The organism is Micromonospora rubida (assembly GCF_009908295.1).
GTDB classification, from domain to species: domain Bacteria; phylum Actinomycetota; class Actinomycetes; order Mycobacteriales; family Micromonosporaceae; genus Micromonospora; species Micromonospora rubida.
This window is the reverse complement of sequence record NZ_JAAALO010000005.1, coordinates 1-19,834: the sequence shown is the minus strand read 5'-3', so window position 1 is coordinate 19,834 and position 19,834 is coordinate 1. Positions and strand designations below refer to the sequence as shown.

The 19,834-nt window shown below is 69.7% G+C and carries 15 protein-coding genes and 1 pseudogene; 12 read left to right on the top strand and 4 right to left on the bottom strand.

What is annotated here, in order from left to right:
- Window positions 1-56 precede the first annotated feature (56 nt).
- The 3 genes from GVV04_RS19330 to mshC all read left to right on the top strand — a co-directional run bounded on the left by GVV04_RS19330 (window position 57) and on the right by mshC (window position 2,793).
- Window positions 57-644 (top strand): DUF3090 domain-containing protein, encoded by a 588-nt coding sequence (locus GVV04_RS19330; RefSeq protein WP_161689498.1) that lies wholly within the window; start codon window positions 57-59, stop codon window positions 642-644.
- Entirely contained in the window at window positions 641-1,459 is an 819-nt protein-coding gene (locus GVV04_RS19325) for an SCO1664 family protein (protein WP_161689497.1), read from the top strand. The genes GVV04_RS19330 and GVV04_RS19325 overlap by 4 nt, the downstream gene beginning before the upstream one ends.
- A 95-nt stretch (window positions 1,460-1,554) precedes the next feature.
- Complete coding sequence (gene mshC / locus GVV04_RS19320; protein ID WP_161689496.1) at window positions 1,555-2,793, top strand: cysteine--1-D-myo-inosityl 2-amino-2-deoxy-alpha-D-glucopyranoside ligase; 1,239 nt, start codon at window positions 1,555-1,557, stop codon at window positions 2,791-2,793.
- A 70-nt stretch (window positions 2,794-2,863) separates the two neighbouring features.
- Here mshC and GVV04_RS19315 read toward each other — a convergent pair whose 3' ends face one another.
- Window positions 2,864-3,655 (bottom strand): GntR family transcriptional regulator, encoded by a 792-nt coding sequence (locus tag GVV04_RS19315; RefSeq protein WP_161689495.1) that lies wholly within the window; start codon window positions 3,653-3,655, stop codon window positions 2,864-2,866.
- Window positions 3,656-3,784: 129 nt separating this feature from the next.
- Window positions 3,785-4,654 carry a PAC2 family protein gene (locus GVV04_RS19310; RefSeq protein WP_161689494.1) on the bottom strand — a complete coding sequence of 290 codons (870 nt, stop codon included), beginning with the start codon at window positions 4,652-4,654 and terminating at the stop codon, window positions 3,785-3,787.
- A gap of 299 nt (window positions 4,655-4,953) precedes the next feature.
- Here GVV04_RS19310 and metH point away from each other — a divergent pair, with 299 nt between their 5' ends.
- Complete coding sequence (metH, locus tag GVV04_RS19305; protein ID WP_328822467.1) at window positions 4,954-8,469, top strand: methionine synthase; 3,516 nt, start codon at window positions 4,954-4,956, stop codon at window positions 8,467-8,469.
- Here the strand turns inward: metH and GVV04_RS19300 are convergent.
- A pseudogene (locus GVV04_RS19300) lies at window positions 8,456-8,758 on the bottom strand (tyrosine-type recombinase/integrase); the annotation flags it as partial. The gene metH and the pseudogene GVV04_RS19300 overlap by 14 nt on opposite strands.
- 348 nt (window positions 8,759-9,106) lie before the next feature.
- Here GVV04_RS19300 and GVV04_RS19295 point away from each other — a divergent pair.
- From GVV04_RS19295 to istB, 6 genes are all read left to right on the top strand, one after another.
- Entirely contained in the window at window positions 9,107-9,871 is a 765-nt protein-coding gene (locus tag GVV04_RS19295; protein WP_328822466.1) for a class I SAM-dependent methyltransferase, read from the top strand.
- A gap of 146 nt (window positions 9,872-10,017) precedes the next feature.
- A complete protein-coding gene (locus tag GVV04_RS19290; protein ID WP_161689493.1) occupies window positions 10,018-10,920 on the top strand; it encodes a DUF1963 domain-containing protein in 903 nt (300 codons plus the stop codon).
- Window positions 10,921-11,219: 299 nt separating this feature from the next.
- Window positions 11,220-12,023: an SDR family oxidoreductase gene (locus GVV04_RS19285; protein WP_161689492.1), complete on the top strand. Its 804-nt coding sequence runs from the start codon at window positions 11,220-11,222 to the stop codon at window positions 12,021-12,023.
- Window positions 12,024-12,788: 765 nt separating this feature from the next.
- Window positions 12,789-13,091 (top strand): DUF7677 family protein, encoded by a 303-nt coding sequence (locus GVV04_RS19280; RefSeq protein ID WP_161689491.1) that lies wholly within the window; start codon window positions 12,789-12,791, stop codon window positions 13,089-13,091.
- An 804-nt stretch (window positions 13,092-13,895) separates the two neighbouring features.
- The gene (gene istA, locus GVV04_RS19275) at window positions 13,896-15,122 is read left to right on the top strand and encodes an IS21 family transposase (RefSeq protein WP_161689490.1); all 1,227 of its coding nucleotides are present in this window, start codon (window positions 13,896-13,898) and stop codon (window positions 15,120-15,122) included.
- Window positions 15,122-15,910: an IS21-like element helper ATPase IstB gene (istB, locus tag GVV04_RS19270; protein WP_161689489.1), complete on the top strand. Its 789-nt coding sequence runs from the start codon at window positions 15,122-15,124 to the stop codon at window positions 15,908-15,910. Before istA ends, istB begins: the two co-directional genes overlap by 1 nt.
- A gap of 1,122 nt (window positions 15,911-17,032) precedes the next feature.
- Here istB and GVV04_RS19265 read toward each other — a convergent pair.
- Entirely contained in the window at window positions 17,033-17,347 is a 315-nt protein-coding gene (locus tag GVV04_RS19265) for a hypothetical protein (protein ID WP_161689488.1), read from the bottom strand.
- A 547-nt stretch (window positions 17,348-17,894) separates the two neighbouring features.
- Between GVV04_RS19265 and GVV04_RS19260 the strand changes: the two genes are divergently transcribed.
- Both GVV04_RS19260 and GVV04_RS19255 read left to right on the top strand, forming a co-directional pair.
- Window positions 17,895-19,043 carry a helix-turn-helix domain-containing protein gene (locus tag GVV04_RS19260; protein ID WP_328822507.1) on the top strand — a complete coding sequence of 383 codons (1,149 nt, stop codon included), beginning with the start codon at window positions 17,895-17,897 and terminating at the stop codon, window positions 19,041-19,043.
- Window positions 19,044-19,378: 335 nt separating this feature from the next.
- A partial coding sequence (locus GVV04_RS19255; protein ID WP_328822465.1) for a helix-turn-helix domain-containing protein occupies window positions 19,379-19,834 on the top strand: 456 nt, incomplete at its 3' end.

Here is a 19,834-nt window from a genome sequence, read left to right as displayed (position 1 = left end):
CGATTCACGGTCGGTGGGGTGCGCGACGCCATGGCGGGCCGGATAGGGTCGTGGGTATGAGCCACCAGGTGCACGCCTTCGAGCCGCCGGAGCGGTTCGTCGCCGGGACGGTCGGGGCGCCCGGGGAGCGCACGTTCTTCCTGCAGGCGCGCGGCGGTGGCCGGCTGGTCAGCGTCGCGCTGGAGAAGGTCCAGGTGTCGCTGCTCGCCGAGAAGCTGGAGGAGCTGCTGACCGAGGCGCAGCGCCGCTTCGGTGTGCAACTGCCCGAGCCGACGGTTTCCGTGGGCGACAACGGCCCGCTGGACACGCCGGTCGACGAGGAGTTCCGGGTCGGCACCCTCGGGCTGGCCTTCGACGTCGACACCGCCACGGTGGTGATCGAGGCGATCGCCACCGGTGAGGGGGAGGCCGAGGTCGAGCTCGGCGGCCCCGAGGACGACGACGAGGAGGACGCCGACGACGACGAGGAGCCGGACGAGACCCTCGACCGGCTGCGCGTCCGGTTGACCCCCGAGGCGACCCGTGAGTTCATCGAGCGGGCCCGCCGGGTGGTCAACGCCGGTCGCCCGCCCTGTCCGCTCTGCGGGCAGCCGCTGGACCCCGCCGGGCACCTGTGCCCGCGGCACAACGGTTACCACCGGTGACGTCGTCCGAACTCCAACCCCGTCAGGACGGCGCGGCGACCCTGCGGTTGCTGCGCGACGGTGAGCTGACCGTCGAGGGCCGGCTGGTCGACGCCTCGAACGCCACGCTGCTCGGCGCGCTCACCCTCGACGGGCTGAGCGCGCGCTGCGTCTACAAGCCGGTGCGGGGCGAGCGACCGCTGTGGGACTTCCCCGACGGCACCCTCGCCGGGCGGGAGGTCTCGGCGTACCTGGTCTCCCGGGCCAGCGGCTGGGACCTGGTGCCGCCGACGGTGCTGCGGGGCGGCCCGTTCGGCCCGGGTTCCTGCCAGCTGTGGATCGACGAGCCCTCCGACGCCGAGCCGCTGGTCGGGTTCGTGCCCGCCGACACGGTGCCGCCGCGCTGGCTCCCGATCGCGGCGGCCCGGGACGACGACGGCACCCCGTACGCCCTGGCGCACGCCGACGACCCGCGCCTGGCCCGGCTGGCCGTGCTCGACGCGGTGATCAACAATGCCGACCGCAAGGGCGGCCATGTGCTGGCCGGCCCGGACGACCGGATCTACGGCATCGACCACGGGGTGAGCTTCCACGTCGAGCAGAAGCTGCGCACCGTGCTGTGGGGCTGGGCCGGTCGGGAGTTGCCGCCGGATGCGCTGGAGATGCTCGCCGACCTCGCCGGCCAGCTCGCCGGCGCCCTCGGCGAGGAGCTCGGCGAGCACCTGACGATCCGCGAGGTCGCGGAGGTCGCCGCGCGGGTGGGGCGGCTGGGTGACGCCGGCCGCTTCCCGCAGCCGCCGGAGGACTGGCCGGCGATGCCCTGGCCACCCATGTGACGGTGGCCGTCAGGTCGCCCCGACGCGAGAGGCTGTCGTGTTGATCACTCTGGGGGTGGCTTCGGTGCGCCGGGTGGCTCGTTAGGCTGACGGGCATGGAGTCTTGGGTGGGGCATGAGGTGCCACGGCTGCCCGGCAGGGGTGGCCCGCTGATGTTGTTCGACTCGGCGCGGCGTGGTGTCGAGCCCAGTCTGCCCGACGGCACCGCCACCATGTACGTCTGCGGCATCACCCCGTACGACGCCACCCACCTCGGCCACGCCGCCACCATGATCACGTTCGATCTGGTGCAGCGCGTGTGGCGGGACTCCGGCCTGACGGTGCGGTACGTGCAGAACGTCACCGACATCGACGACCCGCTGCTGGAGCGGGCCGAGCGCGACGGCGAGGACTGGAAGGTCCTGGCGATGCGGGAGACCGCGCTGTTCCGGGAGGACATGGAGGCGCTGCGGATCATCCCACCGGCGCACTACGTCGGCGCGGTGGAGTCGATCCCGGACATCGCCGACAAGGTCCTCGTCCTGCTCAAGGACGGTGCGGCGTACCGGCTCGACGACGGCACCGGCGACGTCTACTTCGACATCACCGCCGTCCCGGAGTTCGGCTACGAGTCGAACCTGTCCCGGCCGGAGATGCTGGAGATCTTCCCCGAGCGCGGTGGCGACCCGGGCCGGGCGGGCAAGCGGGACCCGCTGGACCCGCTGTTGTGGCGGGGGGCTCGCGAGGGCGAGCCGTCCTGGCCCGGCGGCGACCTCGGTCCGGGCCGGCCGGGCTGGCACATCGAGTGCACGGTGATCGCTTTGAACCTGCTGGGCGAGACCATCGACGTGCAGGGCGGCGGGAATGATCTGATCTTCCCGCACCACGAGTGTTCCGCCGCGCACGCGGAGCGGCTGACCGGGCGGTCGCCGTTCGCCACCCACTACGTGCACGCCGGCATGATCGGCCTGGACGGCGAGAAGATGTCGAAGTCCAAGGGCAACCTGGTCTTCGTCTCCCGGCTGCGCGCCGACCGGGTGGACCCGGTGGCGGTCCGGCTCGGGCTGATGGCCGGGCACTACCGCGCCGACCGCACCTGGACCGACGACCTGCTGACCGCCGCCCACGAGCGCCTGGCGCGGTGGCGCCGGGCCGCCGCGGTCACCGCCGGCCCGTCGGGGGTCGAGCTGCTGGCAGCGGTACGCGACCGGCTCGCCGACGACCTCGACACCCCCGGCGCGATCGCGGTCGCCGACGCCTGGGCCGAGCGCGCCCTCGCCGGCGAGGGCGAGGACCGGGCCGCCCCGACCCTGTTCGCCGACACCCTCGACGCCCTCCTGGGGCTCCGCCTCTGACTGACCGACCCGCGCCCGTCCCTGGCGGATCAGCCCAGGACGGTCGGCCCGCGCCCGCCCCTCTGGCGGATCAGCCCAGGACGAGGCCGGGGTCCGGGTCGGGATCCGGCGTGGGGGCGGGGATCCGGTACTCCTCGGTGAGCGTGGTCATCGGTCCCGGCCAGGTGGCGTGGGCGACCTCGATGGGCTTGCGCCGGTCGTCGTAGGCGACGTGCAGCAGGTGCAGTACGGGGGTGTCCGGGCGGATCTGGAGTGTCTCCGCCTCCTCCCGGCTGGGCTGGCGGGCGGTGATGGTGTCGGTGGCGGTGACGTACCGCCGGCCGGTGGCCTCCTCGGCCTCCTGGTAGAGGGGCCGGCCGAACGCCTCGCCCCGCTCCAGGGAGGTGCCGGCGGTGTCCGCCGGGAGGAACCAGGAGGCGCCCACCTCGACGGGGGAGTCCTCGGTGCGGACGAGGTGTCGGCGGCACAGCAGCTCGGTGCCGTCGGCGACGCCGAACGCGTCGGCGATCTCCGGCGGGGCGGGGGCCCGGCCGACCGAGACGAGCTGCTGACGGTACCGGGCGGCCAGGTCCGTGTGGTAGCCGCGGAAGCCGCCGTACCGGCCCCGGGAGAGGCGGTTGAGTCGGCGGCGGGTGCCCCGGACGTACGTACCGGAGCCGGGCTTGGTGATCAGGATGCCCTCGACCCGCAGCTGGTCGACGGCGCGTTGCACGGTCTGCTTCGCCACGCCGAACATCTCGGCGATGGCCGGGATGGACGGCAGCCGCTCGCCGGGCCCCCAGTCGCCGCGGCGCACCTGGGCCTTGAGCTGCGCGGCGATCTGCCGGTGCGGGAACTCGGCCGCGCCGGGGTTGATCTGCATGCCCGCCTCCTAGAATGACAGCTAGGTTCCTAGGATGCCGTACGGGACGTGACCTCGCCACCCCGGACACGCACGAGGGCCCCGGATCATGGCGATCCGGGACCCTCGGCGTACGGGGTAGCTACGCGGCTACCAGGAACCGGCGGTGGGGCCGGCCGAGCCGCCACGCCGACGCAGGTACTTCTCGAACTCCTGGGCGATCTCGTCACCGGTCAGCGGGGTGATGCCCGCGTCGCCGACGCGTTCCTCCAACTCGCGGACGTACTCGCCGAGCTCGGCGTCCTGCTCGGCGGCGCCGCGCACCCGCTGCTCCCACTCGGCGGCCTCCTCGGCCAGGTCGGCCATCGGCACCGGCAGGTCGAGCACCTCCTCGACCCGGTGCAGCAGGGCCAGGGTGGCCTTCGGGCAGGGCGGGTTGTTGGCGTAGTGCGGCACGTGCACCCAGAAGGAGACCGCGTCGACCTCGGCCCGGGTGCAGGCGTCGTGCAGCACGCCGACGATCCCGGTCGGGCCGTCGTAGCGGGTGGGGGTGAGCTGGTAGCGCCGGGCGGCCTCCGCGTCCGAGGCGCTGCCGCTGATCGGCAACGGACGGGTGTACGGCACGTCGGCCAGCAGCGCGCCGAGCAGCACCACCCGTTCGACCTCCAGGCTGTGGCAGATCTCCAGCACCTGCTCGCAGAACGTGCGCCAGCGCATGCTCGGCTCGATGCCCCGGATCAGCACCACGTCCCGCTCGGTGCCCTCGGGGCTGGCCACCATGAACCGGGTGGTGGGCCACTCGACCCGGCGGGTCTCGCCGTCGGCCATCGTGACCGTCGGCCGGCTGACCTGGAAGTCGTAGAAGTCCTCCGGGTCCAGCTCGGTGATCTGCCGCGACTCCCAGACCTGCTCCAGGTGCTCGACCGCGGCGGTCGACGCGTCGGCGGCGTCGTTCCAGCCCTCGAAGGCGGCGATGGCCACGGGGGACCGCAGTACCGGCAGTCCGTCGAACTCGGTCACGCCGTCACCTCACCCTGCTCGTCGGGGGCGGCCGCGGGCGACGGCCCTGTCGCCCGCCCGCCGTGCACGGTGGCGTCCCTGTTGTCCTTCACGTCTGTCAGCCTACGGGTCGGCGCGGGATGCGGCCCGTCGGCCGCGCCGTTCCGGCCCTCACGCGGCCGCGCCGCCCAGCCCGAACCGAACCGCGTCGGAACGAGGCGGGGGCTCCCCTCCCGCCGCCCGGGGTGATCCGGCCGACACAATGTGGGAGCGGGAGTGGGCGGCAACCCATCCACGGTTCCTCGCATTATCCTGAGTCCGTGCGGACTTCGTTGCTGGATGTGCTGTCAGACCGGATCCTCGTCGCCGACGGCGCGATGGGGACGATGCTCCAGGCCGCCGACCTGACCCTGGACGACTTCGAGGGCCACGAGGGCTGCAACGAGATCCTCAACGTGACCCGCCCGGACGTGGTCCGGGGCGTGCACGAGGCGTACCTCGCCGCCGGGGCGGACTGCGTCGAGACGAACACCTTCGGCACCAACCTGAGCAACCTGGGCGAGTACGACATCTCGCACCGGATCCGGGAGTTGGCCGAGGCCGGCGCGCGGATCGCCCGGGAGGCCGCCGACGCGTGGAGCACCCCGGAGCGGCCCCGCTTCGTGCTCGGCTCGATCGGCCCGGGCACGAAGCTGCCGACCCTCGGGCACACCGCGTACGCGACGCTGCGCGACGCGTACCAGGAGAACGCGGCCGGCCTGATCGACGGCGGCGCGGACGCCCTGATCGTGGAGACCTGCCAGGACCTGCTCCAGGTGAAGGCGGCGGTGGTCGGGTCACGCCGGGCGATGGCCGCGGCGGGGCGGACGGTGCCGCTGATCTGTCACGTCACGGTGGAGACCACCGGCACGATGCTGCTGGGCAGCGAGATCGGCGCGGCGCTGACCGCGCTGGAGCCGCTGGGCATCGACCTGATCGGGCTGAACTGCGCGACCGGGCCGGCGGAGATGAGCGAGCACCTGCGCTACCTGTCCCAGCACGCCCGGGTGCCGCTGTCGGTGATGCCGAACGCCGGCCTGCCGCAGCTCACCGCCGACGGGGCGGTCTACCCGCTGACCCCGGTGGAGCTGGCCGACGCGCTGGAGCGGTTCGTCGTCGAGTACGGCGTCTCGCTGATCGGGGGCTGCTGCGGGACGACCCCGGAGCACATCCGGGTGGTCGCCGAGCGGCTGCACGGCGCGCGGCCGGGTCCGCGGCAGCCGCAGGCCGACGCCGGCGTCTCCTCGATCTACCACCACGTGCCGTTCGCCCAGGACGCGAGCGTGCTGATGGTGGGGGAGCGGACCAACGCCAACGGGTCGAAGGCGTTCCGGGAGGCGATGCTCGCCGCTGACTGGCAGGCGTGCGTGGAGATCGCCCGCAGCCAGGCCCGGGACGGCTCGCACCTGCTGGACCTGTGCGTGGACTACGTGGGCCGCGACGGCACGGTGGACATGCGGGAGCTGGCCGGCCGGTTCGCGACCGCGTCCACGCTGCCGATCATGTTGGACTCGACGGAGCCGCAGGTGATCGAGGCCGGGCTGGAGATGCTCGGCGGCCGGTGCGTGGTCAACTCGGTCAACTTCGAGGACGGCGACGGGCCGGGCTCCCGCTACGCCCGGGTGATGCCGATCATCGCCGAGCACGGCGCGGCGGTGGTGGCGCTGCTCATCGACGAGGAGGGGCAGGCCCGCACCGCCGAGTGGAAGGTGCGGGTCGCGGGGCGGCTGATCGAGGACCTGACCGGGCGGTGGGGGCTGCGCCGGGCCGACATCCTGATCGACGCGCTGACCTTCCCGATCGCCACCGGCCAGGAGGAGACCCGGCGCGACGGCATCGAGACCATCGAGGCGATCCGGGAGGTCGCCCGCCGCTGGCCGGGGGTGAACTTCACCCTGGGCATCTCGAACGTGTCGTTCGGGCTGAACCCGGCGGCCCGGCAGGTGCTCAACTCCGTGTTCCTGAACGAGTGCGTGCAGGCCGGCCTGACCTCGGCGATCGTGCACGCCAGCAAGATCCTGCCGATGTCGAAGATCCCGGACGGGCAGCGCGAGGTCGCGCTGGACCTGATCTACGACCGGCGCCGCGAGGGGTACGACCCGGTGCAGCGGTTCATCGAGGTCTTCGAGGGGGTGGACGCCTCCTCGGCGCGGGCCACCCGGGCGCAGGAGCTGGCGGCGCTGCCGCTGGAGGAGCGGCTCAAGCGGCGGATCATCGACGGCGAGCGCAACGGTCTGGAAGCCGACCTCGACACGGCGATGGCCGAGGGTCGATCCCCGTTGTCGATCATCAACGACCTGTTGCTGGACGGGATGAAGGTGGTCGGCGAGCTGTTCGGCTCCGGCCAGATGCAACTGCCGTTTGTGCTCCAGTCGGCCGAGGTGATGAAGACCGCGGTGGCGTACCTGGAGCCACAGATGGAGAAGGCCGACGACGATGGCAAGGGCCGGATCGTGCTGGCCACGGTCAAGGGCGACGTGCACGACATCGGCAAGAACCTGGTCGACATCATCCTGTCCAACAACGGCTACGAGGTCGTCAACATCGGCATCAAGCAGCCGATCACCGCGATCCTCGACGCGGCGGAGCAGCACCGGGCCGACGTGATCGGAATGTCCGGGCTGCTGGTGAAGAGCACGGTGATCATGAAGGAGAACCTGGCCGAGATGGCCGAGCGCGGGGTCGCCGAGCGGTGGCCGGTGCTGCTCGGCGGTGCGGCGCTGACCCGGGCGTACGTGGAGGACGACCTGCGGGCGTTGTTCCCGGGCCAGGTGCACTACGCCCGGGACGCGTTCGAGGGGCTGTCCCTGATGGACCGCGTGATGACGGCGAAGCGGGGCGGGGCGCCGGTGGTGGACCCGGAGCGGGAGGCGGCCCTGGCGGCGCGTCGGGCGCGGCGGGAGCGGCAGCGGGCGATGGTGACCGAGGCGCTGCCGGAGCTGGACGACGCGTCGGTGCGTTCCGACGTGGCGCGCGACGTGGAGGTGCCGACCCCGCCGTTCCTGGGCACCCGGGTGGTGAAGGGCCTGCCGCTGGCGGAATACTCGGCGCTGCTGGACGAGCGGGCGACGTTCCTGGGGCAGTGGGGGCTGAAGGGCGCCCGGGGCGGCAAGGGCCCGTCGTACGAGGATCTGGTGGAGACCGAGGGCCGGCCCCGGCTGCGGTACTGGTTGGACCGGCTGACCGCCGACCAGGTCCTTGAGGCTGCGGTGGTGTACGGCTACTTCCCGGCGTACTCGGAGGGCAACGACCTGGTGGTGCTGGACGAGAACGGGCACGCCGAGCGGGCCCGGTTCTCGTTCCCGAGGCAGCGCCAGGAGCGGCGGTTGTGCCTGGCGGACTTCTTCCGGCCCAAGGGCGACCAGCTCGACGTGGTGGCATTGCAGTTGGTGACCGTGGGGCAGCCGGTCAGCGAGTACACGGCGAAGATGTTCGCCAGCAACGAGTATCGCGACTACCTGGAGGTGCACGGCCTGTCGGTGCAGCTCACGGAGGCGCTGGCGGAGTACTGGCACCGGCGGATCCGGGCCGAGCTGACGCTGCCGGGCGGTCGTACGGTGGCCGACGCCGACCCGGCGGGCCTGGCGGGCCTGCTGGGCAACGACTACCGGGGCTGCCGGTACGCGTTCGGCTACCCGGCCTGCCCGGACCTGGAGGACCGGGCGAAGATCGTGGACCTGCTGGGCGCGGAGCGGATCGGGGTGCAGCTCTCGGAGGAGTTCCAGCTGGTGCCGGAGCAGGCGACCGACGCGATCGTGGTGCACCACCCGGAGGCGAGCTACTTCAACGCCAAGTGACGCCGTCACCGTTTCTGAGCTGCGCAAACACCCTACCGTCTCCTGCGTGGGCCGTCGTCAGGCCGTCGGGGTCGGTTGGGCCGTGGCCGAAGGCTGCGTCAATCGCCCGGCGGGTGCGGTCCTCGCTGGTCGGCAGCAGGTGGGTGTAGACCCGCAGGGTGAAGCCGGGGTCGGAGTGGCCGAGGTACAGCGACAGGGCCTTGATGTTCTCGCCCGCGTCGAGCAGGACCGAGGCGTACGTGTGCCGAAGCACGTGCATGCCGTTCTGCCGGGTGTCCTCGACGCCGGCCAAGGAGGAGTACGCCCCACCGCGCCGTATTCCCGTCCCATAGTGCCTCGATCGCCACGACCGGGTCGGTGATGGTTCTGGCCTGCTCGATGAGCCGCGACGCCGGCACGGGTGGTGGCGGAGGGTCCACCCGACCCAGCGCCACGAGCTCGCAGCCACGTTCCTCCACGACGTTCAACGCATCGGGATCGAAACCGGGCCGGCGGGACCGGCTCCTTCCCGCACCAGTACGGCCGCGCTGACCTTGCTGCGCTGACAGATCAAGTCATCGACCCCCGCACGGACCTCCTCAGGTAGTGCCGCCCAGATTCGATCATTGTCACCCGTCACATCGGCCATGATGCTGCCGTGGCTGACCAGCGCGCCAGTGTCGAACTGCTGGGCAACGACGCCCTGGTGCAGTCGGCGGTGGTGGCCAACTGCGCCATGAACCGCGAGCGGCAGCTGTCCGGGGTGAACAGCTACACCCGGGAGCTGGGGTTCAACCCCCTCGACGTTCTCGCCGCCGGCCTTGTCGGTGCCGGCCGGGCCGAACCTTCGGCAGCCGCCGGCTGGTTGGATCTGTGCTGCGGCACTGGTCGGGCGCTGATCCGGGCCGCCGGGGAGCTGCGCCTGGCAGGGCTGACCGAGCGGACAGTCCTCGTCGGGGTCGACCTGGTCGATGCCTTCGATCCCGCACCGGCACCGCCCCTGAACCTGGAGCTGATCTGCGCCTCCGTCACCAACTGGGCACCAACGCGGACGTTCGACCTGATCACCTGTCTGCACGGGCTGCACTACCTCGGAGACAAGCTCGCCGTCCTGACCCGGGCGGCCGGGTGGCTGACTCCCACCGGCCGGCTCGTGGCCGACCTGGACCTGGCCAGCATCCGGCTTCCTGACGGGCGACCCGCCGGGCGGCGCCTTCCGCCCGACTCCGCGCCGCCGGATTTTCCTACGACCCCCGTCGCCGCCGGATCAGCTGCACCGGCCGCCGTGGGGTCCGCCTCCCGTACCGCTACCTCGGCGCCGACGATCGCGCTGGTGCCAACTACACCGGACAACCCGCCGTGCACTCCTACTACGCCGCCGATGACCACTGACCACGCCGACGACGTCCGCGCATGCCGCTGACAGCGCATCGGAGACGACCGGATTTGCCGAGATGTGCGCACTCGATCACGGCGGCAGCGATGCCGACGACAGCGCGTGTGGGCCGTGGGGCACCCGGTCGCCAGGCTCGCCCTCTGGTCGTTGTCTTCGTGGCACCATGTTGCGCTATGGATCATCAGGGGCAGTTTCGTCGCGCAGCGCTCGAGTTGGGCATCCCGGACGACGAGATCAGCAGGTTCACCAAGCACCTCCGCTTGTCGATCCGGTTGAGCGGGGGATCCGGGGGTGTTCCGGTCGGGCAGTTCGGTGGGTTGCCCCGGCTGCCGGTGGGCATGGACTGGCCGTTCGCCGGGGTCAGTCCGTTGCCGTTCATCTTCTCGGTCGACTGTGCGGCGCTGCCGAGAGTCGACGGCTTCGGCCTGCCGGCAGACGGCTCGCTGCTGTTCTTCCTGGACCACGAGCAGGCCGCTGCCACCGGGGAGCGGAGGTACGGGCGAGTTGTGTATGTGCCGGCCGGTACCGATACCGAGGTGGCGACAGGATCCACCGACGACGCGTTCGTCGGCGAGCAGTACGACGTCGGCGCCACGCTGCGCGCGGAGTTCCCCGATTGGTTCGGGGCGGACGACGAGGACGACGAGGACGAGGAGGACGACGAGGACGAGGACGACCTGTCGCCCTTCCAGCAGCAGTTGGCCCGTGACCTCGAGCGTGACCTGCCGCACCTGGACGAACTCTGTGCTCTGGCCGACGATCTCTGGCCGCCGCACAACGGGTACGTCAGCGCCTATATCGGCGGGTATGCCGACGAGGAGGTAATCGAGAGTATTGCGGAGCAGACCCTCGCGTGGCGCGAGAAGACCGGCGAGATCGTCATCCCGGTCGCGAAATGGTATTCCCATGTGGAGAAGGAGACGCACCGGCTGACGAGTGAGTGGGTGTCGCTCGCCCGCTTTCCCGTAGACAACGAGCTCTATTACCGGAGTGACGGGAGTTTCGTGATCCGTCACGACAACCTGGCCGCTGGTCGGCTGGACGAGGCACTTTCCGTGGCTGAGTTGATCCCATAGAACACCGGCGGCGCCGGATACGGCCACGATCTGCATTGCCTGCGATGCCGACGTCAGATGCTGGGCATCCGCTATTGCCGAGATGAGGGCGTTGTCGGAAAAGTCACGCTTACCTGGGTGCCTATCTGCCGGTGACGCCAAGGGCGTGCCGTAGGTAGGCCAGTCGGAACCGGAGAGCTCGAAGCAGCTTGCCGCATCTGTGGGGCAAGCGCCGTTCCGCGAAAGGCGATTCGCTTGATCGAGCCTGCGCAGCGAAAGGCGATTGCGCGGTCTCCTGGCGATCGAGGAGGATTCCCGTCATGGCGAACCCTGGGCAGAGACCGGACGGCACTCCACCCGCGACGTCCGGCGGGTCCCGGCCGACAGCACTCATCACGGGGGTTGGCCGCACGACCGGTATCGGCGCTTGCATCGCAAGCCAGCTGGCGGCCTCAGGATGGGATATCGCCTTTACCTTCTGGACCGCGTACGACGAGCGCATGAGCTGGGGCATCGAAGCCGAGGCCACCGACGCCATCGCGCAAGCACTCACCGCGCGCGGCGCAGCCGTCTCCGCCATAGAAGCGGATCTCACCGACACCACGGCACCCACTGCGATCTATGACGAGGCCGAGCGCCAGCTCGGCCCAGTTACCGCCTTGGTGATGTGCCACTGCGAGTCAGTCGACTCTGGACTACTCGGCACCACCGTGGAGAGTTTCGACCGACACTTCGCCGTTAACGCGCGGGCGACATGGTTGCTGATTCGCGAGCACGGGCGGCGCTTCCGCGGCCGGCACGGCGACGGTCGCATCATCGCCCTCACCAGTGATCACACTGTGGGAAACCTGCCGTACGGCGCCAGCAAGGGCGCACTCGACCGCATCACCCTGGCTGCGGCCCACGAGTTGGCACACCTCGGCATCAGCTCGAACGTCATCAATCCCGGCCCTGTGGACACCGGGTGGATGACAGAGGCGGGAAGAGCCGGCTGCATCCGGCAGACACCACTCGGCCGCCTCGGCACCCCACAGGACACCGCATATCTGGTTGATTTCTTGTGCTCGCCACAAGGTCAGTGGATCAACGGTCAACTGCTGTTCAGCAACGGCGGATTTGCCTGACCGCCCCACGGGACTTCTTAACACCACACTCTCATGCCGCGATCAGCGCGCGGAGGTGTCGCAGATCAGTTGGCGGACGGGTGCCGCGCATCAGTCGACGGAGGACACGTTGCCTGGTACCGCAGTGGTTCAAACTTTCTGTACGTCTTCAAGGCGGCCCTTGACGGGTCGCACGCGCCGCCGCCTGGGCGCGCGTCCGTTGCCCCGCTGGCGCTCCGACTCCGGCCACGCAACACGCCCGGCGGCTGGCGCGGAGAGCGGAAGCCCAAGGGGCCGCCGCAGACGGGGTGAATCAGAGAGTGGGTGGAGGTCCGTCGGCGGCAGCCGGCCGCGCCGCGCCCGAGCAGCGCGATGTAGGGAGGGCGCGCGCCGGGTCCGCGCGGCAAGCCCTAAGCATGGGGGCGGTGTCCGCGCGGCGGCATGCCGGTCGTCCAGGAGCCGGCTCCACAGCGGCTCAGGTCAGGTCAACCGCTCACCTGGGAGGGGGAGGGGTGGCCGCCGTTGGCCAGCTCAGACCCCGGGAGCCGGGTCCGTGCCGGTCGAGGTTGGGTCAACCGCGCCACTGTGGCGGTGCCCGCCGGGGGCGCGGTCCGTGACACGAGAGCCGACTCAGTCTGATCCGGCAGCGTCCGTCCGTGCGTCAAGGTCCGCTTGACGTGGCGGGCCGGGCGGTGGCCCGCTCCCCAAAGGGCGGGTCGAGGGTAGACGGGATGGTTGCAGTGGTGTAGGCGTATGGGGCGTTGGCCAGTCTGCCAAGATTCCAGCATGAGTCAGCTCCCCGAGGACGTGCGATCGGCGTGCCGGTATTTCGCGTTCTTTATCGCAAACGGCACCCTCGACGTCGAGCTTCTCGATGGAATTGACTACCGGTCCACCCTCATGGAGTTCGGTTCACCGCTCGAACAGGTCTTCGCGATCTTTACGAACGTGCTCGACGTGCAGCCCGATGGCAGTGTTGCCAACGCTGGCGATGCGATGTACCGGGCAGCCCAATATGTGCGCCGTTACTGCGACCATAGCTACATCATCGAGCCGCCATTCGAAGACTGGGAAACCGAGTTGGTGTAGAGGGAACGCCGGGGTGACCAACTGGGTGGCGACGGACACTGCCGATGGTGGACGCCTGCGGACATTGACGGACCGTCTGGGCAGCTCAGGGCCAAGTGCTCGCAGCTTGTTGGGCAGCGATCGTTCCTTCGGGACGAAGAACCTTGAAGAGTGCCGGGTCCGGTGGCGTCTACAGGGCACCGGTCGCGTGCCACGCGTGCGGATCTCCCCACGCCGCCTCTTACTCCCACCGGTTCGGCTTACGCCTCGGGTGCCCCGGTTGCACCTGTTGAGGGGAGCACCTAACTCTACCCACGCCCGCTGGGCGCGAGCCAGAGGATAGAAGGCGTGCCCGATCCGTGCCCGATGCAGCGGTCAACATCAGTCCGAGGAGGTGCACCGAAGGGGCCGCCCAACGACCGCGCCGTAGCGGCGCTCCTGGTCATTCAGCCCCTAACGGTGCCGATCAAGACGATTCCCAAGCTGACAGTCCGTCCCGGGATGCCGGTGGCCCTGTTGCTGTCGACAGCAACGGTGACAGCAACAGGGCCAGACACGGAGAGGCGGGTGCGGAGGGCTGCGGATCAGCGCCCGACGTCAGAGCCGTGCGCGGACGTGCCCGGACGGAGCGCCCAGAACTTACAAGCGAGAGGTCCGCTGCTGGGTGAGCTACTTCGGCACATCGTCGGCGAGGACCAGGACCAGGACGCCGTAACCTTGGAGGCGTGCTGCCGATCGTGCTTAACCGGTACTTCTGTCGGCTCCGCCTGAAAACTGACCATGTGGTTCCGGCTGAATCGGGACCACCTCCTGAAGCATCGGGAGGTGCTGAGCGTGGAGGACTGGGCGGAGATCCGGCGGCTGCGGCGGTCGGAGGGCATGGCGATCCAGGCCATCGCACGGCGGTTGAGGATGTCTCGCAACACCGTGAAGAAGGCCTTGGCCAGTCATGGGCCGCCGCGCTATCAGCGGGCGGCGAAGGGCTCGATCGTGGACGCGGTCGAGCCGCAGATTCGGGCGTTGTTGGCGGAGTTCCCGGACATGCCCTCGACGGTGATCATGGAGCGGGTCGGATGGACCCGAGGCAAGACGGTGTTCTGTGATCGGGTGCAGCAGTTGCGGCCGTTGTTCCGGCGCCCGGATCCGGCACAGCGCACGGACTATCTACCGGGTGAGCTGGCGCAGTGTGATCTGTGGTTCCCGCCGGCGGACGTGTCGCTGGGCTTCGGGCAGGTCGGCAGGCCTCCGGTGCTGGTGATGGTGTCGGGGTATTCGCGGTGGTTGTCGGCGGTGATGATCCCGTCCCGGCAGTCAGCGGACCTGCTGGGCGGGCACTGGACGCTGATCTCGGGGTGGGACCGGACGCCCAGGGCCCTGGTCTGGGACAACGAGTCCGCCGTCGGGCAGTGGCGGGCCGGCAGGCCTCAGCTGACCGAGGCGATGAACGCCTTCCGTGGCACCCTCGGCATCAAGGTGATCCAGTGCCGGCCGGCGGACCCGGAGGCCAAGGGCTTGGTCGAGCGGGCCAACGGCTATCTGGAGACCTCGTTCCTGCCCGGCCGCCGGTTCGCCTCGCCGCAGGACTTCAATGCCCAACTCGCTGCGTGGTTGGTGCGGGCGAACAACCGCCAGCACCGGATGTTGGGCTGCCGCCCGGTGGACCGGTGGGACGCCGACCGGCAGGCGATGCTGTCGCTGCCGCCGGTCGCGCCGGTGGTTGGCTGGCGACAGACCACACGGTTACCTCGTGATCATTACGTCCGGTTGGACAGCAACGATTACTCGGTGCACCCGGCGGCGGTGGGCCGACGAGTGGACATCGTTGCCGACGCCGACCGGGTGCAGGTGTTCTGCCAGGGCCGTCTCGTCGCCCGGCATGACCGATGCTGGGCTAAGCATCAGAGCATCACCGATCTGGCTCACCGCCAGGCCGCCGCCGATCTGCGGACAGCGGCCCGGCAGGCGCCAGCACCGGCAGTCACGACCGAGGTGGAGCATCGCCGGCTGGCCGATTACGACCGCATGTTCGGCCTGGACGAGGTGGCTGCGTGATGGCCGCGAAGACCAGCCGCAACGTCGCGTCGGAGATCGCGTTCCTCACCCGCGCGCTGAAGGCGCCGTCCCTGGCCGCGTCGGTGGAAAGGTTGGCGGAGCGGGCCAGGGCGGAATCGTGGACGCATGAAGAGTTCCTCGCCGCCTGCCTGCAACGCGAAGTCGCCGCCCGCGAGGCCCACGGCGGTGACGGACGCATCCGGGCCGCGAGGTTCCCAGCCCGCAAGAGCCTTGAGGAGTTCGACTACGACCACCAACGCTCATTGAAGCGGGAGACGATCGCCCACCTCGGCACCCTCGACTTCGTGGCGTCGAAGGAGAACGTCGTCTTCTTGGGCCCGCCCGGCACTGGCAAGACTCACCTGTCCATCGGACTCGGGATCCGGGCCTGCCAGGCCGGACACCGGGTCGCGTTCGCCACCGCAGCCCAGTGGGTGTCCCGCCTCGCTGACGCCCACCACACCGGCCGCCTGCAAGACGAACTGGTCAAGCTCGGCCGGATCCCGCTGCTGATCGTCGACGAGGTCGGCTACATCCCCTTCGAAGCCGAAGCCGCGAACCTGTTCTTCCAGCTCGTCTCCAACCGCTACGAACGAGCCTCACTGATCGTCACCAGCAACAAGCCCTTCGGCCGCTGGGGCGAAGTGTTCGGCGACGACGTCGTCGCCGCAGCCATGATCGACCGCCTCGTCCACCACGCCGAGGTCATCTCGATGAAGGGCGACAGCTACCGACTCAAAGACCGCGACCTCGGCCGCGTCCCCGCAGCCAACAAGACCAACGACTAAAGATCAACCAAACCGAGGTGGTCCAGTTTCAGCCGGACCACGGTGGTCCCGTTTGAGGCGGCGTTGACAACTTCCGGCCGTGGACCTACAACGTAGGCCACTCTCGCCTAGTCATCCGATCTTGGGCGGGGATGGACGACCAGGAAGATGTGGCCGTATATTTTCGCGGCGTCTTAGCCGTCCAACTCCGCTCCTCGTACCGACCGCTGGTCTTGGACCACGCCGGACCAGAACACCGCGCGGCAATGATCTCATTTGCGGGACTACCTGCACGCCATCAGGACCGGCTGCTCTACGTTGCCGTCTCCTCCGGCTCAACGCCTGGGTACGTGCTCTGCTCTTCGGCCGATGTCGTAGCGATCGATAGGCGGATCACTACGGGACGGTTCCCGCTTGATCCGCCTGACGGATCTCGCCGGTTGCACCAGATTCGGCGCGGTACCGACACCTTGGCCGAGGTTCAGCGCGGAACGAGTGACCGAGTGACGAAGTGAGTGACAACGGGGATGCACTTTCCTGGACAACCGTAGATACCGGTGGACTGTTTCAGCAGTTCAGCGGCTACGTAGGTGCAGATCGAGGGACTGTGATCGTTGACTGGGGGTCAAGGAGTCGGCAGCTCTGGCAGCTGGTCGGGCGCAGCCATGCGGAAGGCCCTGCCTGGCTGGGTAGGTTGCCATCCGTCGGCCAATGCCTTCCGGACGATCTCAGCGACCGCCGACGGGAGAACGGGCACTGCCGACCCGCCAATCCAGTTGCTTGGATGGTCCTGAGGCATGCTGACCAGCAACACCCTGCCCTTGCAGTCGACCTGTTCTACAGCGACAGCGAGCGGTTGTTCACAAAGCGCTTGGGCATAGGTTGGTCTGGCCCGCACTCGCCACCTGTAGGTGACCCCATCAACCGTGATGAGCCGAGAGCCTTTCTTGACCAACGCCATGACGACCCTCCTCGACGTCAGATGACCGTGCCCGTAGCGTGCCCGAAGCAGCGGTCAATATGGGGCAGCGAGGGACGCCCGACTGGCGAGACAGACACGCTGCGTGCCGCCTGACCTCAGAATGTCGCTACGCCGCGTGTAGATCAACGCGATTCCCAAGCTGACAGTTCAAGCTGATCAGCTTACGCTCGCCGCCCAAGTTCGTTGGGCCGGACCCGGAACTGGGTGGTTCCGTCCTCAGCTTCCGCGTGGTCCGGCACAGTGCTAACGACGAGGATCTGGTCCTCCTGCTGACCGATGACATAGCACCTCACGAACGCCGGTCGGGGGAGAGAAGCGCCAAAAGAGATGTCATCTTCCCCGAAGAAGATCGGGACCTTGTCGACGAAGAACCACGTTCGTCCGTCCGCGTCGACCAGGCGCACACGGACCCACCCCGGCCAGTCTTCGTTGACCCATGCGATCGCCTCGCAGCGCAGCAGCTTGGCGGAACTCATCACCCGTCTGATCCTGCCAGGTCGATCACCCTTGGTCGGCACGCGGCTGTCCGGGGCATACAGGGGCACGAGACACTGGCCCCGGGCTGGGTGATCAACTGGGGGACGACCGGGGCGGCCGACGCCGGATGGCCACGGACGATGGCGGACTGTTCCGGCAGCTCACTCCGGCCACTCGCCCAGCTCATCGACGGCTGATCATTCTTTCACGCTGAAGCAGTCGGCCCTGTGCTGTCGACAGCAGCGGTGACAGCAACAGAGCCGGATGCGGAGGACCAAGTACGGCGGTCTGCGGATCAGCGCCCGACGTCAGAGACGCGTACGGACGTGCCCGGACGAAGCGCCCAGAACCTACAAGCGAGGGGTCGAGGGTGGGGACGCTCTTGGTAGCAATACCGCTTGTAGGCGTAGCAGTATCTACTGTGAGTGGGGGCCAGGTGTACCGTCCGAACTGGCGGCTCGTCGGGTAGCGGTCGACGGACGCCAACCAGCCCTCTACCTGGGAGCGCTGCTGATGCCTCGTCGCCCCATACCTGCTGATCCGTCGATTGGTGATCGAATTCGGGATCGTCGTGAGCTGCGCGGTTGGAGCATCCGGTACGCCGCCAGTCGCGCCGGCATTTCCCACACGTCCTGGTCACGTATCGAGCGCGGCCAGCAGCGCACCGACCGGTACATGGTCGTGGACTTGGCCGCTGCTTTGGAATGCTCGGTGGTCGACCTGACCGGGCAGCCGTACACACCCGCTGATCGGCAGCTCGACGCTGCTCGGATCGACGCGGAGCGGGTGTGGCGGGTCGTGATGGACACGCCGATGGGCGTTCGGCGTGATGTGTCGGCCACTGTCGAGCAGGTGCGCCGGGAGGCCGCGCTCGTGCGTGTCCTGTATGGGCGGTGTGACTACGCAGGTGCCCTGCGTCGGCTCGTCGACCTGGTGCCGGCGCTGCACGGTCTGACCGACCGGCGCGCGGCGCTGGTGGAGATGGTGCCGGTGTACGGCGTGGCGATGGGTTCCCTGCTCAGCGTGAGCTATCCGGCTCACGCGTGGCTCGCGGCGGAACGCTGTGCCGAGGCGGCCGGGCTGCTCGACGATGCGGTGGCTGCGGGGGTGGCTGCGGCCAACCGGGCCCGGGTGTCCGCCTACTCGGGGGCGTACGGGCCGGCGCGGGCGTTGTGTGACGCGGCGGGTGCCGACCTCGCGGGCAGCGGGGCGGACGGCGCTCTGGATGTGCTCGGCTTCCTGCATCTGGCGCGGGCGCATCACCTTGCTGGCCTGCGTGACCAGGCGAGCGCCGAGGAGCACCTTGCCGAGGCGGCGCGGATCGCCGCGTACACCGGGGAGACCGACGGCTGGGATCTTGCCTGGGGTCCACGGAACGTGGCGCTGTGGCGGATGGCCTTCCAGCTCGACACGGGCCGTCCGGAGGTGGCGATGCGGACGGCTGCGGGTGTGGAGCTGGCGGGGTTGCCGGCGGTGCGGCAGGTGTATTTCTGGCTCGACATGGGCCGGGCCGCTGAGGCTGTCGGTCGGGGCCGGGACGCGGTGCGGATGTTGCTCGCTGCGGAACGGGTCGGTCCGCAGCACGCCCGGTCGTCGACGTCGGCCCGGGAGACGGCGCGGTCGCTGCTGCGCGGGGGTGGGACCTCGGCGGAGCTGCGGGGCCTGTGTGAGCGGATGGGCATGACCGTGCAGTAGTCGGCCGGTAGTGGTGCGTAAGTGTTCCAGCGACCGTGCGTGCTGTCCGTAGCGTCCTGATCACGGGCGCGGCTGCACGAACCTGTACGGGGACGACTGCCGCCACGCCTCTGAGTCGGCGCGGCGGTGGCGGTCCTTCCCAGAGCCCACCGCCGCGCCCCTCCCGAAGGGGTTGCAGGTGGGCGGTACACAGCGCGATCCAGGGCCGAGCCGGAGCGAGCAGGCGGAAGCGGCGGAGCGGGAAGCGGCTAGGCGGCGGCTTCTCGCGCAGGCCGAGGCGGATCGGATACCGGTCGAGGAGACCACTCGGGCGGTGCCGGACCGGAGGTGGCGGCGTGGACAGCGGTGAGCTGCTGCCGGTCGGTCGGCGGGTGGCGTTCTGGCGGGGGCGGCGGAAGCTGTCGCAGCAGGTGTTCGCCGACCGGCTCGGCAAGTCGAAGAGCTGGGTGGACAAGGTCGAGCGGGGAGTCCGGTCCCTCGACAAGGTGTCCATCCTCCAGGACATCGCCGTCGTCCTGCGCATCGACACCGCCGTGCTGCTCGGCCGGGACGCCCAACCCGCCGCTGCGACCGAGCGGGCCGAGGGCGTCGAGCGGATCAGCGAGGCCCTGTCGACGTACGAGATCGCCCTGGGTCGGCCGTCGGCCCGCCGCGTCCTGCTGCCGGCGGACCGGTTGGTCCGCACCGTCGAACACGCGTGGGTCATGTTCGAGCATGCCCGGTATCCGCAGGTGATCGCGCTGGTGCCGGGCCTGCTGGCCGGGGCGCAGCACGTCCACGCCGACGACCCC

Excerpts from the sequence above, each read along its gene's own strand:
- GVV04_RS19290 (WP_161689493.1), top strand. The coding sequence starts at position 10,018 with ATGGATCATCAGGGGCAGTTTCGTCGCGCAGCGCTCGAGTTGGGCATC.
- mshC (WP_161689496.1), top strand. The coding sequence starts at position 1,555 with ATGGAGTCTTGGGTGGGGCATGAGGTGCCACGGCTGCCCGGCAGGGGT.
- GVV04_RS19280 (WP_161689491.1), top strand. The coding sequence starts at position 12,789 with ATGAGTCAGCTCCCCGAGGACGTGCGATCGGCGTGCCGGTATTTCGCG.
- GVV04_RS19330 (WP_161689498.1), top strand. The coding sequence starts at position 57 with ATGAGCCACCAGGTGCACGCCTTCGAGCCGCCGGAGCGGTTCGTCGCC.
- GVV04_RS19315 (WP_161689495.1), bottom strand. The coding sequence starts at position 3,655 with ATGCAGATCAACCCCGGCGCGGCCGAGTTCCCGCACCGGCAGATCGCC.
- istB (WP_161689489.1), top strand. The coding sequence starts at position 15,122 with ATGGCCGCGAAGACCAGCCGCAACGTCGCGTCGGAGATCGCGTTCCTC.
- GVV04_RS19265 (WP_161689488.1), bottom strand. The coding sequence starts at position 17,347 with ATGAGTTCCGCCAAGCTGCTGCGCTGCGAGGCGATCGCATGGGTCAAC.
- GVV04_RS19285 (WP_161689492.1), top strand. The coding sequence starts at position 11,220 with ATGGCGAACCCTGGGCAGAGACCGGACGGCACTCCACCCGCGACGTCC.